Genomic DNA, 16,562 nt, shown 5'->3' on the forward strand with positions numbered 1-16,562 from the left:
GCCCTTTCTATTCCACGGGAATGGAACTTCTTAGCGCGCGGCGTTGACGTCGTCTTGCGTAACCGGCGCGATGCGGATTTCGACGCGGCGATTGCACTGATAATCGGCTTCGCTCCGCTCGGGCGAACATTTCAGCTGCGATTCGCCATAGCCGAGCGTCGCCATGCGCGCGCGCTGGATACCGCGGCCGCCGAGATAGTCGGCGACCGACGCGGCGCGGCGCTCGGACAGGCCCTGGTTATAGCTGTCGCTACCGGTCGAATCGGTGTGGCCATAGACGTCGATATAGGTGCTCGGATATTCGGCGAGCGTTGATGCCACGCCGTCGAGCGCGCTGCGGAACTGCGATTTGACCATCGCGCTGTTGAGGTCGAAAGTGACGTCGCCGGGCATGTTGAGCACGAGCTGATCGCCCTGGCGCTCGACGTCGATGCCGGTGCCCGCGGTGCGTTCGCGCAGCTTTTTTTCCTGCTGATCCATATAATAGCCGGCCCCCGCGCCCGCGACCGCGCCGATGCCCGCGCCGACGATTTCCTCGGTGCGGCTGTTCTTGCCGCCGATCAGATCGCCGAGCAGATAGCCGCCGAGCGCGCCGCCGACGCCGCCGATCGCCGCTTTCGATATCTTGCGTTCGCCGGTCACCGGATCGGTGACGCAACCGGTCAGCGCGATCGCGCCGATGCTGGTTAAAATGGTGAGCTTGATCGTCCTGCTATTCATTTTTTCGCTCCCTTATCCGGCGGATGCTTCTGATCCTTTGCATACCGCGCATACGTGCCGATAACATATGGCCGGCGATCTGGTTCCCGAACAGGGCTGAATGGCGGCTGAGCGGGACATTGAGGTGAGCATTGTGCAACGCTGCGCCTTTCGCTTATAGGGTGGACATGACCGACGATGACAGGGGCCGGGCGCCGACGCGCCGTACGATCGCCCGCCCCCCGCTTCTCCCATGACCCCTTTTCCCTGGTCGGATGTTGTGATCATCCTGATCCTCATCCTGCTCAACGGCGTTTTCGCCATGTCCGAACTCGCCATCGTCTCGTCGCGCGGCCCGCGACTGCAGGCGGCGGAAAAGCGCGGCAGCCGGGGCGCGAAGATCGCGCGCCAACTTGCCTCCGATCCGGGGCGATTCCTCTCGACGGTGCAGGTCGGCATCACGCTGATCGGCGTCCTGACCGGCGCCTATTCGGGCGCGAGCCTTGGGCAGCCGGTCGCCGACCGGCTTTCGGTGTGGCTGGGGCTTGATGCCGAGAATGCGGAAGCCGCCGGCTTCGCCGTGGTCATCGCGCTCACCACCTATTTCTCTTTGATCGCGGGCGAACTGGTGCCCAAGCAGTTCGCGCTTCGTGCCCCCGAACGGATCGCGATCATCGTCGCGCCGATGATGTACGGGCTGTCCAAAATCGGCGCACCGCTCGTATGGTTGCTCGACGCCAGTTCGGCGCTCGTATTTCGCATTCTCGGCCTCAATCGCGAATCGGAGGACCGGGTGACCGCCGAGGAACTCCACCTGATCGTCGCCGAGGCGTCCAAATCGGGGGTGATCGAGGAAAGCGAGCGCGCGATCATCTCGGGCGTCGTGCGCCTCGCCGACCGGCCGGTGCGCGAGGTGATGACGCCGCGCAAGGATGTCGACTGGGTCGATATTTCGCTCGACGCGCGCGGTGTGCGCGACAAATTGCTCGAAACGCCGCACAGCCGCCTGCCGGTCGCGCGCGGATCGGTCGACGACATCGTCGGCGTCGTGCAGGCGCGCGACATCGCATCGGCGCTGTTCCAGGGCGAGACGCTCGACCTCGAACAATTGATGCGCCCCGCCAAAGTCATCCACGACCAGATCGACGCGATGGATGCGCTCGAGGCCTTGCGCGTCGCCGAGGTGCCGATGCTGCTCGTCCACGACGAATATGGCCATTTCGACGGGCTGGTGACCCCGGCGGATCTCTTGTCGGCGATCGCGGGCGAATTCGCGTCGGACCAGGATATCGGCAGCGAACCTTTCGTCGTCGAGCGCGACGACGGCAGCCTGCTGATCGCGGGGTCGATGCCCGCCGATCAGATGGCCGAGCGGCTCGGCATCGAACTGGGCGAGGATCGCGATTACGCGACCGCGGCGGGTCACGCACTCGCTATCCTCAAGCGCCTGCCAAAGGAAGGCGAGCACTTCACCGATAAGGGCTGGCGGTTCGAGATCGTCGACATGGACGGGCGCAAGATCGACAAATTGCTCGTCACCCAGATTCGCAAGCCGAAGGACGAGGAAGGCGCGTAGCGCGCCGCATCCGCGCAATTTACTTCCGAAGTTGTCAAACTTGTCATTCCCCTCGGGTATAATGATACCCGTCGCGGCGGGGCCGACCTTGCCGACGCGCAGGCGGCTGCCGGCGAGGAGGGGGGATGGAAGAGCGAGAGACGTCATCCGCCAGTTTGAAGCATGACGGAGGAATGTAGGAAAGGATTATTTGAGGGCGTTGGCGTCGGGGTGGAGAGCGGGCGTTCTTCACTTTCGTCATCCCGGCCCCTTCGACTGCCTTGCAGGCGCTCAGGACAGGCTTCGCCGGGATGACGATGTTGATATGACCGAAACCGGTCTCTCCCCGCCATTCGGCCGGTAGCAGGACCCGTCAGAGTTCGCCGCCGAGCGCGCCGTATTTCGCTTCGAACCCCGCCTTGTCGCCGCGCGCGAGATAGGCGGCCTGGTCGACGATATTGTCGCGCGTGATGCGGCCCTGAAAGGCGCCGAGCGCCGCGTCCACCCGCGCGACGTCGGCGTCGGTCCAGTCGGCGATCTGCCGGAAGCTGGTGACGCCGAGCCCGTTCAGCAGCACGACGAGCTTGGGGCCGACGCCTTTCAGCAATTGCAGATTGTCGGCTCCGGTCGTTGACGATGCCGGTGCGGGTTTCGCGACGGGCGGCGGCGAAACCGTCGGCTCTTCGGGAATAGCCGCCGCCTTGGGTGCCTTTTTGGCTGCGGGCTTGGCTGCTGCCTTTGTCGCTGGTTTTGCGGCGGGTTTCGCCGCCGGTTCTTTGGTGGCGGCTTTCTTCGCGGCGGGTTTTGTGGCCGCTTTTGGTTTGGCTGCGGGCTTGGACGCCGGAGGGGCGGTTTCGGTGACCGGTTCGACGACGGGCGCTGGAGCGGGAGCGGAAGGCGGCGCTTTGGCGGCCGGCTCGGGCGCGGGCGGCGGCGCGGCTGGGGTGACGGGCCGCGGCCCCCGCTCGATCGGCTTGAAGCGCGCAGGCTCGGCGGCGACGATCTCGGGCTTGGCCGGTTCGAGCGGCTTGGCGGGCTTCGCCGGTTCGGCGGCCGGCGGCGCAATCTCCTGCGGCTTGGCGCGTCCGAACAGCCACCACAGCAGGACGACGGCAACGACGAGGCCGACGACCGCGATAATCCAGTTTTCCTGAAGCCAGATCATGATCTTCTCCGCTTGTGAGTTTCGGTCAGCCTATGCGGGGTTGTGTGCCGGGTCTACCTTAACGAATGGGTTACCATGAATTTCCTCGTCATTCCCGCGAAAGCGGGAACCGAGGTGCGACGTCGGCTCGCTGGGTTCCCGCTTTCGCGGGAATGTGACGAGGTGGGGTTTCTATTCCGCTTCGCGCGCGACCTCTCGCCAACCGATGTCGCGGCGGCAGAAGCCGCTCGGGAAATCGAGCTTGTCGACCGCGGCATAGGCGCGCGCCTGCGCTTCGGTCACGCTCTTGCCCGTCGCGGTGACATTGAGCACGCGGCCGCCGGCGGCGACGAGGGTGCGATCGTCGCGCGCGGTGCCGGCGTGAAAGACGCGCACGCCGCCCGCTTCGGCATCGGCGATGCCGCGGATCGCGCCGCCCTTTTCGGGGGTGCCCGGATAGCCCTTCGCCGCCATCACGACGGTAAGCGCATAATCGTGCGAAAAGGCGGGGGCGTCGGCGCCGGCGATCATTCCGGTCGCGGCGGCGTGGAGCAGCGCGGCGAAATCGCCCTTGAAGCGCATCATCAGCACCTGGCATTCGGGATCGCCGAAGCGGCAATTATATTCGATCAGCTTCGGCCCTTCGTCCGTCAGCATCAGCCCCGCGAACAGCACGCCGACATAAGGCGTGCCCTCGGCGGCGAGGGTCGCCACGGTCGGACGGATGATGCGGTCCATGACCGCGGCTTCGAGGTCGGCGGTGAGCACCGGCGCGGGGCTGTAGGCGCCCATGCCGCCGGTGTTCGGGCCGACGTCGCCATCGCCGACGCGCTTGTGGTCCTGCGCGCTGCCGAACGCGATGACGTCGGTGCCGTCGGAGAGCGCGAAGAAGCTCGCTTCCTCGCCGGTCATGAACTCCTCGATCACCACTTCGGCGCCCGCGCCGCCGAAGGCGCCATCGAACATATTCTCGATCGCGGCTTCGGCGTCTTCGCGCGTTTCGGCGATGATAACGCCCTTGCCCGCCGCGAGGCCGTCGGCCTTGATGACGACGGGGATCGCAAAACCCTCGAGCACTGCGCGTGCTTCCTCGGCGGAGGTGCAGCGGACATAGGCGGCGGTCGGGATCGACGCGCGCGCGCACAGATCCTTGGTGAAGCCCTTCGAGCCTTCGAGCCGTGCGGCGGCCGCCGAAGGACCAAAGACGGGGATGCCGATCTCGCGCAAGCGATCGGCGAGGCCCGCGACAAGCGGCGCTTCGGGGCCGACGACGACGAAATCGATCGCGTGCGCCTTTACGAATGCGATCAGGCCATCGATGTCGTCAGCGGCAACGCCCACGCATTCGGCGTGCGCCTCGATCCCGGGATTGCCCGGTGCGGCATAGAGCTTGGCGCAGCTTGGCGATTGTGCCAACTGCCAGCTGAGCGCATGTTCGCGGCCCCCCGATCCGACCAGCAGGATATTCATGTCAGTCCCTTTTCCCGATCCGGCGTCCGACGATGGCACCGAAGCGCGGCTGTTAGCCGAGGCGGCGCCCGGCGACAATGTTCCGCCGCTGTCGGTCAGCCAATTGTCGGCGGCGATCAAGCGCACGGTCGAGGACGGCTTCGCGCGCGTGCGCGTGCGAGGAGAGTTGTCGGGAGCGAAGCGCGCGGCGTCGGGGCATTTCTATGCGGCGCTGAAGGACGATAATGCGCTGATCGACATGGTGATGTGGAAGGGACAGGCGGGGCGGCTGGCCTTCCGGCCCGAGGACGGGATCGAGGTGATCGCGACCGGCAAGCTCACCACCTATCCGGGGCGGTCGAAATATCAGCTCGTCGTCGATACGCTCGAGGTCGCGGGCGAGGGCGCCTTGATGCTCCTCTTCGAAAAATTGAAGGCGCGGCTTGGCGCCGAGGGGCTGTTCGACCGCGAGCGGAAATATGACCGGCTCCCTTTTCTGCCGCGCACGATCGGGGTCGTGACCTCACCGACCGGGGCGGTGATCCGCGACATTCTCCACCGGCTGGCCGACCGCTGCCCGACGCATGTCATCGTCTGGCCGGTGCTGGTGCAGGGCGATGGCGCGGCGGCGCAGGTCGCGGGTGCGATTCGCGGCTTCGACGCCATCGCGCCCGGCGGGCCGGTGGTGCCGCGCCCCGACCTGGTCATCGTCGCGCGCGGCGGCGGGTCGATCGAGGATCTGTGGGCGTTCAACGAAGAGGTCGTCGTGCGCGCGATCGCCGATTGCCGCATCCCGACGATCAGCGCGGTGGGGCATGAGACCGACGTGACGCTCGCCGACTATGCCGCCGATGTGCGCGCGCCGACCCCGACCGCGGCGGCGGAGATGGCGGTGCCGGTGCGCGCCGAACTCATGTCGCAGCTCGCGACGTGGAACGGGCGGATCATCGGGGCGGCGAGCCGGCGGCAGGCCTTGTGCGGCGAGCGGCTGACGGCGTTGGCGCGCCATCTGCCGAAGCGCGAGGCGCTCTATGCGCCGCAGCGCCAGCGGCTCGACGATGCGGGCGATCGGCTCGACCGCGGGCAGCGCCAGCGGCTGGCGGTGATTGCGGAGCGGCTCGCGACGCGCGGCGCTGCGCTGCGGCCGGCGCTGCTCGCGCGGCGCTGGGACCGCGACCGCGCGCTGCTCGAAGGAATGGGGCGGCTGCTGACCTCGCTCGATCCGCGCGCGCTGTTGTCGCGCGGCTATGCGATGGTGCGCGACGGCGGCGGCGCGATCGTTGCGACGGCGGGCAAGGCGAAGGACGCCGGGCATCTGCGGCTGCAATTCGCCGACGGCGAGGTTCCGGTGCAGGTGAGCGGGAGCGACGCGCCGCCGCCCGCCGCAACCAAGCCGCCGCGCAAGTCCCCGCCTGCGGAGCCCAAGCGGGGGCAGGGCGAGCTCTTCTGAGACCGGCGCCAAGGACCGGGGGGTGGCCGCACGGCACGATGCTGTTATAACCGGGTCCATGACTTGCCGCCTTATGGATAGAGAATCATGCTGATCGCCAGCCGCAACCGCCTCGCTCGCCTGCAATATGGACCGAACGGCTTTCGCGTCCTCGCGCCCGGCGACCATGTGCTGTGCGCGGTGACGGGCGCGCCGATCGGGCTCGACGAGCTGCGTTACTGGTCGGTCGCGCGGCAGGAAGCCTATGCGACCGCCGCGCTGTCGGTGCAGGCCGCGCTGGACGCCGCGCGCGGGGCATGAGGCCGGCGAAAGCGGATCGGCTTCGACGCGGTGCGGCGCTTGCGCTGGTCGTCGTGCTCGCCGGCTGCGTGCCGCCCGCTGACGCGGGAAGGGAGCCCGCGCCGGCGCCGCCGGCTCGGCCCGTGCCTTCGCCGCCGCCCGCTCCTCCGCTCCCGCCGGAGCGCGCCGATTTCGCGTTGCAGGGCATTGCCGAGCAGGGCGCGGCGATGGTGGGGCGGGTGCCCGAGGGCACGCGCACGCTGACGTACGACGGCGCGGCGATTCCGGTTGCCGCCGACGGACGTTTCCTGATCGCCTTCGATCGCGACGCCGGGGCCGAGGCGCGGCTGGTCGCGACGCTCGGCGACGGGCGCGAGGTCGTGCGCTCGATCGCGGTCGCGCCGGGCCGCTGGCGGCTCGAGCATATCAACGCGCCGTATCGCGGCAGCGCGCGGAGCGACGCCGAATTCGAGCGCCGCCGCCCCACCGAACTCGCCGCGATCGCGGCGGCGCGGAGCAAGCGGGTCACGTCCGACGGCTGGCGGCAGGCGTTCCGCTGGCCGGTGACCGGGCGGCTCTCGGGCTTCTTCGGCGCGCAGCGCGTCTATCAGGGCAAGCCCGGCAGCTATCACAGCGGCACCGACGTCGCGGTTCCCGCGGGAACGCCGTTCGTGGCGCCCGCCGACGGCGTCGTCGTGCTCGCGGCGGCGGCGCCCTTCACGCTCGAGGGCAATCTGCTGATCGTCGATCATGGCATGGGACTCAACAGCGCCTTCCTCCATTGCCAGCGCCTCGACGTGAAGCTCGGCGACCGCGTCGTCCAGGGCCAGCGGCTCGGGACTGTCGGCCGGACGGGACGCGCGACGGGACCGCATCTGCACTGGAGCCTCAAATGGCAGGGCGCGCGGCTCGACCCCTCCAAGCTCGCGGGGCCGATCGGCGGCTGAGCCCCGCGCCGACCACGCGCATTTCGTAACCGTTGAAACAAAATGTCGCGAACATCGCGATGCAGCATATTGTATTTCGTGACCTCTCCAGTTTGTTGCAAATACGTCACAATGCGCCGCGAAACGCCCCTTTGCGGCGGGATTTAGCTTTACTCGACATGAACGAAGTTTCATCCCGCACGCTATCGGGGCATCTGCGCGTCGGCTTTCTGCCGCCGCGCTGGGGGTCCGGGTAATTTCAATCCACCAGTAGCAAGGGACTGCACTGTGAAGAAAACCCACTATTCCAAGCTGAAGCTGGGCGCCGCGCCGTTCGTGATGAGCGTCGCCCTGGTTTCGGCTCCCGCCTATGCGCAGGACGCCGCCGAGGGCACCACCAGCAACAGCGAAATCGTCGTCACCGGCACGCTGATCCGCAACCCCAACCTCGAACAGTCGACCCCCGTCAACGTCATCGGCGCGGAAGAAATCGACTATCAGCAGGCCAACGTGGCCGAAGAACTGCTGCGCGAACTTCCCGGCGTGACCCCGTCGATCGGTTCGGCGGTCAACAACGGCAACGGCGGCGCGTCGTTCGTCAACCTGCGCAACCTCGGTTCGAACCGCAACGTCGTGCTGATCGACGGCGTGCGCCTGGCGCCGGCCGAACTGAACGGCCGCTTCGACCTTAACAACATCCCGCTGGCACTGATCGAGCGCGTCGACGTCCTGACCGGCGGCGCATCGACCACCTATGGCGCCGACGCCGTTTCGGGTGTCGTCAACTTCATCACCAAGCGCGATTTCGCCGGGATCGAAGCCAATCTGTCGAACCAGCTCACCGAACAGGGCGACGGCCACACGCTGCGCGCCGACGTGACGATCGGCGCCAATTTCGACGACGGTCGCGGCAACGCGGTGTTCAGCGTCGGATATCAGCAATCCGACCCCATCTATCAGGGCGCGCGCGAGCACGGCCTGTTCGCGCTCAGCTCGGCTTCGGGCGGCGGCGGCGGTTCGGGCACCTCGGTCCCGTCGCGCTTCTCGCTCCCCGGCATGGGCACGCGCCAGGTGAATGCGGACGGCACCGCCTTCAACCCGACGACGGCTTTCCTTCCGTTCAACTTCAACCCGTTCAACGTCTATCAGACGCCGTTCGAGCGCTTCAACATGTATGGCGCCGCGCACTATGAAGTGAGCGACGCGGTCGAAGTCTATACCCGCGGCCTGTTCTCGAAGAATACCGTCAGCACGATCATCGCGCCTTCGGGCGCCTTCGGCATCGGGGTGAATATTCCGCTTTCCAACCCCTTCCTGGCGCCCGGGCTGCGGAATACCTTCTGCGGCGTTGACGTCAACCCCAGCGCCACTGTTTACACCCCGCGTTTCACGCAAGCCGAGTGCGACGCTGCCGCGCTGGCCACGAGTCGCGACGACCCGAACTATCGCGAGATCGGCGCCGGCGGCTTCGTCGCATTTGATGTTAACGGCGATGGCGACATCGCTGACGGGGAGGGTTACAACCCCAACCCGCAGACTTCGCTGTTCCGCCGCGCCACCGAAGTCGGGCCGCGTATCAGCGAATATACGACCAACTATTTCGACTATCGCGTCGGCGCCCGCGGCGGCATCACCGACTCGATCAACTGGGACGTCTTCGGCACCTATGGTGAAACCGAAAATATCCAGCAGATCCAAGGTTATACGCTGAACTCGCGCGTCCGCGACAGCTTCCTTGCCACCAATGCCACGACCTGCTTGGACGGCACGGCGGCGGGCTGCGTTCCGATCAACTGGTTCGGTCCCGAAGGCAATGCCAGCTGGACGCCGGGCGCGGTCGATTTCCTCAACGAGGTTTCGACGGTCCGCACCAAGGTCTCGCTGGCGCAGGCCCGCGCGACGATCGACGGCGATTTCGGCGTTGTCAGCCCGCTGGGCAGCGACCCGATCGCTTTCGCGGTCGGCGGCGAATATCGCGAATATGCGGCGTCGCAAGCGTCGGACACGCTCGCGGCCGGTGGTGACCTGGGCGGCGCCGGCGGTGCCGCGCCGAACATCGACGGCGGCTTCAGCGTGTATGAAGCGATCGGCGAAATCATCATCCCGCTGGTTCAGGATCGTCCCTTCTTCGAGGATCTGACCATCGAAGGCGGCATCCGCTATTCGGACTACAAGGTCGATGCGCCGGGCAGCCCGTCGTTCAGCACCACGACCTGGAAGGTCGGCGGCAGCTGGACTCCGGTCAGCGACATCAAGATCCGCGGCAACTACGCCCGCGCGGTGCGCGCGCCGAACATCGCGGAGCTGTTCTCGCCGGTCAACACGGGCCTGACCAACCTTCAGGATGACCCGTGCGCGACGTTCAACGATGCGGGTGCCCGTATCCGTCCGAACCCGACCGGAGAACTGCGAGCAATCTGTCTTGCCCAAGGTGCTACGGGCGGCAATGTTGACGCGATCGCGCAGCCGATCGCGGGTCAGGCCAACGCCACGGGCGGCGGCAACCTGAACCTCGGCCCCGAAGTCGGCAAGACCTGGACGGTCGGCGTCGTTCTGCAGCCGAGCTTCGTGCCGCGGCTGTCGCTGTCGGTCGACTATTACAGCATCAAGATCACCGGCGCGATCACCTCGCCCACGCCGGGCGACGCGATCACGGCGTGCTTCGGGGCTGACCCCTCGAATCCGTCGGCGGGTGCTTCGGCCACCGATGCTTGTACGGCGATCCAGCGCGATCCGCTGACGGGCGGCCTCAACGGCGATCCGAACACGACGCCGGGTCTGTTCCTGACCACCTCGAACCTCGGACGGCTGGAAACCAGCGGCATCGACGTTGCGCTCAACTATTCGCACGACGTCGGTTTCGCCAACCTCAGCTTCGCCGGTTCGGTCAACTGGACCGAAAAGTCGACGTTCCAGTCGGCCCCGGGCGGCTTCAACCGCGATTGCGTCGGCTATTATTCGGCCAACTGCGGTCAGCCGATCCCCGAATGGCAGTGGTCGCTTCGCACCACGCTGGCGTTCGACAATGCCGACGTGTCGCTGCTGTGGCGCCACATCGGCGGGACCAAGTATGAAGGTCTGGCCGGGGACTTCGCGGCGCGTGGCTTCGACGAAGACTCGCGCTTCCTGTTCGAGGGCACGCTGCCTGCGAGCGCCGGCACGCTGGCCGGTCAGCAGGAGGACTTCAACACCATCGGGTCTTTCGATTATTTCGATCTGACCACGCGGTTCCATGTCCTCGAAAACCTGACGCTGACGCTGGGTGTCCAGAACCTCTTCGACAAGAAGCCGCCGCTCGTCGGTGGTGAAGCGGGTTCGACCACCTTCAACAGCGGCAACACCTTCCCGTCGACCTACGACTCGATCGGTCGCCGCTACGTCGCCGCTGCCCGCATCCGCTTCTAAGAAGCGCGGACACACGACAGAAATCGGGGAGCGGGCAGCGATGCCCGCTCCCCTTTTTCATGCGCGTTTCGCGCCGCGCCTGAAATAATCACGCGCCCCGATTTCGTGCGGTCGAGTGAAGGGTTGCCGATTTAGGACCAATCGACATTCAGAAGATGGCGAGTCGAAAATGGTGGTTTTCCGTGACCCGGAGCGCAGCGTGCTGATGGCACGTGAGCACCGGAAGCGCGGGAAGCCGCCATTTGCAGGCCGCCAGAGCTGAATGTCGATCGGTCCTAGCAGAGGACCCGCTGCGTGGCTGTCGCTTCGCCCCCACCGTGGGGGGCTATCCCAGCAATGGCTGGGGCAGCGTCAGCGGAATGCCCGCAGTGCCGGCAATGGCCACAGCCCAGGCGTGAACCTTGTCGATTTCGTCGCCATGCGCCTCCTTCGCCGCCGCGCGCTCCGCTTCGCGCGCCGCCATCGAGAAATCGGCGCCCGATTTGCTGTGGCGGGCAAAGACATCGCTGTGCGCCGCACCGCTCTCGGCTACGGCAGCGGGGGGAATGATCGACAAAGCACCAAGCGCCTCGATCGCAGGTGCGGGGTCGGCGAGCAGCCGTTCGGAATCGAGGGTGCGCACCCGGTCTGGAAACTGGTTCGCGAGCGCGACGAACAACCGCTGCTGCGCCAGCCAGCCGACCGCGGCGACCTGAAGATCGCTCAGCCGGAAATAATCGCGCGTCTCGAAGCCCAGATCGACCAGATTCTCGCGGATCAGGCCTTCGAGCAACTCGCGCGCCCACAGGCGGCACCACAATCCCTTGCGCGCCACCGAGACGAGAAATTCGGACAGCGGTGCGTGGAGCAGCAGGGCCTTCGCATCGGGGCGCAGCGCCATCATCGGGACCATCAGCCCCGCGAGGATGTTGGAGGGTTTGACGACGAGCGTTTCGGCGGGACTCCAACGCCGCGCGAGCAGCAGCAACGCATCGTCGAGCAGCCGCGCGAGCTCGGCGCCGTTCCGCTCGCCGCGCCGCCGCAGCCCGGTGATGTCGTTGAGCAGAACCGGTTCGGACAGCCCCATTGCGTGACCGGGCATGTCGAGCGCGCGCACGAGCAGGGTCGAGGCGCAAAAAGCCGAATGAAAGATGAAATGAATCGGTCCCGCATGCGCCCGCGCCGCCGCGACGCCCTCGGCGCGCGCTACGATCGCCTGGGGCCGATCGCCGATCAACTCGTCGGTCAGAAACGGCCCGTCGCGGTGCATCGCTCGCGGCACATGGCGAAAGAGCAGCCGGTCGCCGGCCGCATCATAGCGGTGCGCCAGCCAGGCGGGGTCCGCGGGATCGAAAACAGGTGTGGATGCCATGGCGTGACATTAGCCGCGCCCGCGCCTTCGGCAAGTCGCCGTCTTTCCATCGGCGGGGCAATTGCGTAGAGCTTTCGTATGACCTTGTCCTCCCAAGAAGCCAACGCCCGGGGACTAGCCGCGCTCAAGGCCGGCGACGCCGCCGCCGCCGCGCGCCTGTTCGAGCAGGCCGCCGCCGCCGACCCGCAAGCGGGTAGCCTGTGGCGCAATCTGGCCCATGCGCACCGCGTGCTCGGCGACGATCCGGCCGAACGGCGCGCGCTCGAAAGCGCGCTCGAACGCGACCAGCGCGATATTTCGGCGCTTGTCCGCCTTGCCGAATCGCACGAACGGAACGGCGCGTCGCGCGACGCGATGATTCGCTGGTCGGCGGTGATCCAGCTTGGCGAACAGATTGCCGCCCCCGCGCCCGCGCTTGTCGAAATCCTCGATCACGCCCGCGCCTATTGCCGGACGCAGCAAGCGGCGATCGCCCGGCAGGTGGAAAGCGCATTCGGCGCGCGCCGCGCCGGTCTCGAACAAACGCCGGGCAGGCGTGCCGGGGCTTTTCTCGATCACGTCCTCGGACAGCGGCGCATCTATCCGAATCAGTGCGCGGGCCTCTATTATCCCTTTCTGCCGGCCGACGAATTTTTCGACGACCGGCATTTCCCCTGGTTCGAAGCGTTGGCGGCGCGGACACCGGCGATCCGCGCCGAGCTGGAGGCGCTGCTCGGCGATCCGGGCGAAGATTTGCGGCCCTATGTGCGGATGGACAAGGGAGTCTCGGGCAGCCAGTGGGACGCGCTCAACGACAATCTCGACTGGAGCGCCTGCTTCCTGTGGGAATATGGCCGTCCCAACCAGCCGGTGCTCGATCGGTGTCCGGAAACCGCCGCGGCACTGGCTGCGGTTCCGGGCGCGCGCATCCCCGGCCGGGCGCCGAGCGCCTTCTTCTCCATGCTGCGTCCCCATACGCGGATTCCCCCGCACACGGGAGTCACCAACAGCCGTGCCATCATCCACCTGCCGCTGATTGTTCCGCCGGACTGCGGCTTTCGGGTCGGCGGCGAAACGCGCGAATGGGTCGAGGGACGGCCCTTTGCCTTCGACGACACGATCGAGCATGAAGCATGGAACGACAGTTCCGTGATGCGCGCCGTGCTGATCTTCGACGTGTGGAATCCGCACCTGACCGAAGAGGAACAGGGGATTGTCGCCGACTATTGCCGCATGATAGACTCGGTGACGGATTCGAGCGCACCCGATGCCGCTGCATCGGCGGCTGGCGCTCTTTAGGCTCGGCTGACAGCCGAAGGGGGTTATCTTTTATGTATGTTGCGTCAATCGTTCTGGCCGTCCTCTTGCAGGCGCCGAGTGCGCAGCCGGCGGCTGATACGAAAAGCGATCCCGACCAGGAAATGGTGTGCCGCCGAATCGCCGTGACGGGATCGCTCGTTCGCAAGGAACGCGTTTGCAAGACCCAGGGCGAATGGCGTCGCCTCGCCGATCGCGGCAACGCGGTCGCACGCGAAATCGTCGATTGGGGCCGCGGCCGACCCAGCGGCCAGTAAGCGCCTTTCCGAATTCAGCCCGGGGTCAGCGCCAGCGCCCCGTCGCCTTCGTCGACCCGGATCGTCGTCCCGTCCTTGACCTCACCCTTCAGGATCAGGTCGGCGAGCGGGTCTTGCAGATATTTCTGCACCGCGCGTTTCAGCGGCCGCGCGCCATAGACCGGATCGTAGCCGACGCGGCCAAGCCACGCGCGCGCGGCGTCCGTCAGGTCGAGCGTCACCTTGCGGTCGGCGAGCAGCTTCTGGACGCGCGCGACCTGGATGTCGACGATGCCGCCCATATGCTGCTGCGCCAATCGGTTGAAGAGCACGATCTCGTCGAGCCGGTTGAGGAACTCGGGCCGGAAATGCGCGCGTACCACCTCCATCACCGCGGGCTCGGCCTGTTCGACCGGCGCGTCGTCGGGGAGCGCCGCGATCGCCTGGCTGCCGAGGTTCGAGGTCAGGATGATCAGCGTGTTGGTGAAATCGACCGTGCGCCCCTGTCCGTCGGTGAGGCGGCCGTCGTCGAGCACCTGCAACAGGATGTTGAAGACGTCGGGATGGGCTTTCTCGACCTCGTCGAACAGCACGACCTGATAGGGTCGGCGGCGCACCGCTTCGGTGAGCGTGCCGCCCTCCTCATAGCCGACATAGCCCGGAGGCGCGCCGACGAGGCGCGCGACGCTGTGCTTTTCCATGAATTCGGACATGTCGATGCGGACCATCGCATTGTCGTCGTCGAACAGAAAGCGCGCGAGCGCCTTGGTGAGCTCGGTCTTGCCGACGCCCGTGGGGCCGAGGAACAGGAACGAGCCGAGCGGCCGGTTCGGATCCTGTAGCCCGGCGCGGGCGCGGCGGACGGCGGTCGACACGGCGCGGACCGCCTCATCCTGCCCGATCACGCGCTGGCCCAGCGTCTCTTCCATGCCGAGCAGCTTCTCGCGCTCGCCTTCCATCATCCGGTCGACGGGGATGCCGGTCCATTTGCTGACCACCGCGGCGATGTCGTCGGCGGTGACTTCCTCGCGCAGCATCGCATTGCCCGCGGCGGCCTGTGCTTCCTCGAGCCGTTTTTCGAGGCCCGGGATGGTGCCGTAGCTGAGCTCGCCCGCCTTGCCGAGATCGCCGGCGCGCTGCGCCTGCTCGAGCTGGCCGCGCGCGGCGTCGAGCTCTTCCTTGATCTTCGCCTCGGCGTGAATCTTGTCCTTCTCGGCCTGCCATTTCTGCGTGAGTTCGGCCGACTGCTGTTCGAGGTTGGCGAGTTCGGACTGGAGCGTGGCGAGCCGGTCCTTCGACGCCGCGTCGCTTTCCTTGCCGAGCGCCGATTCTTCGATCTTCATCTGGATGATGCGGCGATCGAGGCTCTCGATCGCCTCGGGCTTCGATTCGACTTCCATGCGGATGCGGCTCGCCGCCTCGTCCATCAGGTCGATCGCCTTGTCGGGAAGGAAGCGGTCGGAGATATAGCGGTTCGACAGCGTCGCCGCGGCGACGATCGCGCCGTCGGTGATGCGCACGCCGTGGTGCAGCTCATATTTCTCCTTGATCCCGCGCAGGATCGAGATCGAATCCTCGACCGTCGGTTCGCCGACGAACACCGGCTGGAAACGCCGCTGGAGCGCGGGATCCTTTTCGACATGCTTGCGATATTCGTCGAGCGTCGTCGCGCCGATGCAGTGAAGCTCGCCGCGCGCGAGCGCGGGCTTCAAGAGGTTTGACGCGTCCATCGCGCCCTCGCCCTTGCCCGCGCCGACGAGCGTGTGCATCTCGTCGATGAACAGGATGATCTCGCCCTCGGCGGATTTCACATCGTCGAGCACGCCCTTGAGGCGCTCCTCAAACTCGCCGCGATATTTGGCGCCCGCGATCAGCGCGCCCATGTCGAGCGACAGCAGACGGCGGTCCTTCAAACTGTCGGGGACGTCGCCGTTGACGATGCGCAGCGCGAGGCCTTCGGCGATCGCGGTCTTGCCGACGCCGGGCTCGCCGATCAGCACCGGGTTGTTCTTGGTCCGGCGCGCGAGGATCTGCACGGTGCGGCGGATTTCCTCGTCGCGGCCGATGACCGGATCGAGCTTGCCCTCGCGCGCGACGGTGGTGAGGTCGCGGGCGAATTTCTGAAGCGCGTCATAGCGATCCTCGGCCGAGGCGGTGTCGGCGGTGCGGCCGCCGGTGAGCTTGGCGATCGCCGCGTTCAAGGCCTCGGGCTTGACGCCGGCATCGGCGAAGGCCTTGCCCACCGGGGTGCCGCTGCTCAGCACCATCGCGAGCAGGATATTCTGCACGGCGACGAACTCGCCGCCTGCCTTGGCGGCGACCTGCTCGGCCTGATCGAGCAGGCGCACGGCGTCATTGTCGAGGCCAGGCGTTTGCTGCGCACCCGATCCCGACACGGCGGGAAGCTTGGCGAGCAGCGCGTCGATGCCGGCGACCGCGCGCGCGGTGTCGCCGCCGCTGTTCGCGATCAGCCCCGCAGCCATGCCCTGATTGTCTTCGAGCAACGCCTTGGCGATATGCTCGGGCGCGATCCGCTGGTGATTCATGCGAATCGCGATCGTCTGCGCCGCCTGGAGGAAGCCCTTGGCACGGTCGGTGAATTTTTCGAGGTTCATGGAAGAACGCCCCTTTCTTGCCCGCCAAGATAGTGTTGCCATTGTGCAACACAAGGGGCGGTTGATGGTTGCCCGGACGAGAGAATTTCACGCGAAGACGCGAAGAAGATGGCTCGGCGCTGTGAGGCCCCTTTATCCATCTGACGCTGCGGCGGGA

Annotated in this window: 12 protein-coding genes; 7 read left to right on the forward strand and 5 right to left on the reverse strand. The window is 66.7% G+C overall.

Annotated elements, in window-relative coordinates:
• Nucleotides 1–30: 30 nt before the first annotated feature.
• Nucleotides 31–720: a YiaD family glycine zipper/OmpA-like lipoprotein gene (locus tag GGR90_RS07520; RefSeq protein WP_167920702.1), complete on the reverse strand. Its 690-nt coding sequence runs from the start codon at nucleotides 718–720 to the stop codon at nucleotides 31–33.
• Nucleotides 721–952: 232 nt separating this feature from the next.
• Here GGR90_RS07520 and GGR90_RS07525 point away from each other — a divergent pair, with 232 nt between their 5' ends.
• On the forward strand, nucleotides 953–2,275 hold the full coding sequence (locus tag GGR90_RS07525) for a hemolysin family protein (RefSeq protein ID WP_167920703.1): 1,323 nt from the start codon (nucleotides 953–955) through the stop codon (nucleotides 2,273–2,275).
• A 352-nt stretch (nucleotides 2,276–2,627) separates the two neighbouring features.
• Here GGR90_RS07525 and GGR90_RS07530 read toward each other — a convergent pair whose 3' ends face one another.
• Together GGR90_RS07530 and purD are read right to left on the reverse strand one after the other, a co-directional pair.
• Nucleotides 2,628–3,419, reverse strand: a complete 792-nt coding sequence (locus tag GGR90_RS07530) for a hypothetical protein (protein ID WP_167920704.1) — start codon at nucleotides 3,417–3,419, stop codon at nucleotides 2,628–2,630.
• A gap of 171 nt (nucleotides 3,420–3,590) precedes the next feature.
• On the reverse strand, nucleotides 3,591–4,868 hold the full coding sequence (purD, locus tag GGR90_RS07535; RefSeq protein ID WP_167920705.1) for a phosphoribosylamine--glycine ligase: 1,278 nt from the start codon (nucleotides 4,866–4,868) through the stop codon (nucleotides 3,591–3,593).
• Between purD and xseA the strand changes: the two genes are divergently transcribed.
• The 4 genes from xseA (at nucleotide 4,867) to GGR90_RS07555 (ending at nucleotide 10,907) form a co-directional block, all read left to right on the forward strand.
• A complete protein-coding gene (gene xseA, locus GGR90_RS07540) occupies nucleotides 4,867–6,297 on the forward strand; it encodes an exodeoxyribonuclease VII large subunit (protein WP_167920706.1) in 1,431 nt (476 codons plus the stop codon). The two genes, purD and xseA, sit on opposite strands and share 2 nt — an antisense overlap.
• Before the next feature lie 87 nt (nucleotides 6,298–6,384).
• Entirely contained in the window at nucleotides 6,385–6,597 is a 213-nt protein-coding gene (locus GGR90_RS07545) for a DUF2093 domain-containing protein (RefSeq protein ID WP_167920707.1), read from the forward strand.
• On the forward strand, nucleotides 6,594–7,523 hold the full coding sequence (locus GGR90_RS07550; RefSeq protein ID WP_167920708.1) for a M23 family metallopeptidase: 930 nt from the start codon (nucleotides 6,594–6,596) through the stop codon (nucleotides 7,521–7,523). The genes GGR90_RS07545 and GGR90_RS07550 overlap by 4 nt, the downstream gene beginning before the upstream one ends.
• A gap of 318 nt (nucleotides 7,524–7,841) precedes the next feature.
• Entirely contained in the window at nucleotides 7,842–10,907 is a 3,066-nt protein-coding gene (locus GGR90_RS07555) for a TonB-dependent receptor domain-containing protein (RefSeq protein ID WP_167920864.1), read from the forward strand.
• Between the two features lie 325 nt (nucleotides 10,908–11,232).
• Here the strand turns inward: GGR90_RS07555 and GGR90_RS07560 are convergent, their stop codons facing one another.
• Entirely contained in the window at nucleotides 11,233–12,258 is a 1,026-nt protein-coding gene (locus tag GGR90_RS07560) for a trehalose-6-phosphate synthase (RefSeq protein ID WP_167920709.1), read from the reverse strand.
• Nucleotides 12,259–12,336: 78 nt separating this feature from the next.
• Here GGR90_RS07560 and GGR90_RS07565 point away from each other — a divergent pair, with 78 nt between their 5' ends.
• Together GGR90_RS07565 and GGR90_RS07570 are read left to right on the forward strand one after the other, a co-directional pair.
• The gene (locus GGR90_RS07565) at nucleotides 12,337–13,536 is read left to right on the forward strand and encodes an aspartyl/asparaginyl beta-hydroxylase domain-containing protein (RefSeq protein WP_167920710.1); all 1,200 of its coding nucleotides are present in this window, start codon (nucleotides 12,337–12,339) and stop codon (nucleotides 13,534–13,536) included.
• 32 nt (nucleotides 13,537–13,568) lie between these two features.
• Nucleotides 13,569–13,811 (forward strand): hypothetical protein, encoded by a 243-nt coding sequence (locus GGR90_RS07570; RefSeq protein ID WP_167920711.1) that lies wholly within the window; start codon nucleotides 13,569–13,571, stop codon nucleotides 13,809–13,811.
• Nucleotides 13,812–13,825: 14 nt separating this feature from the next.
• Here the strand turns inward: GGR90_RS07570 and clpB are convergent, their stop codons facing one another.
• The gene (clpB, locus tag GGR90_RS07575; protein WP_167920712.1) at nucleotides 13,826–16,405 is read right to left on the reverse strand and encodes an ATP-dependent chaperone ClpB; all 2,580 of its coding nucleotides are present in this window, start codon (nucleotides 16,403–16,405) and stop codon (nucleotides 13,826–13,828) included.
• Between the last annotated feature and the right edge of the window lie 157 nt (nucleotides 16,406–16,562).

The sequence above is a fragment of the Sphingopyxis italica genome, assembly GCF_011926545.1.
Lineage (GTDB): Bacteria > Pseudomonadota > Alphaproteobacteria > Sphingomonadales > Sphingomonadaceae > Sphingopyxis > Sphingopyxis italica.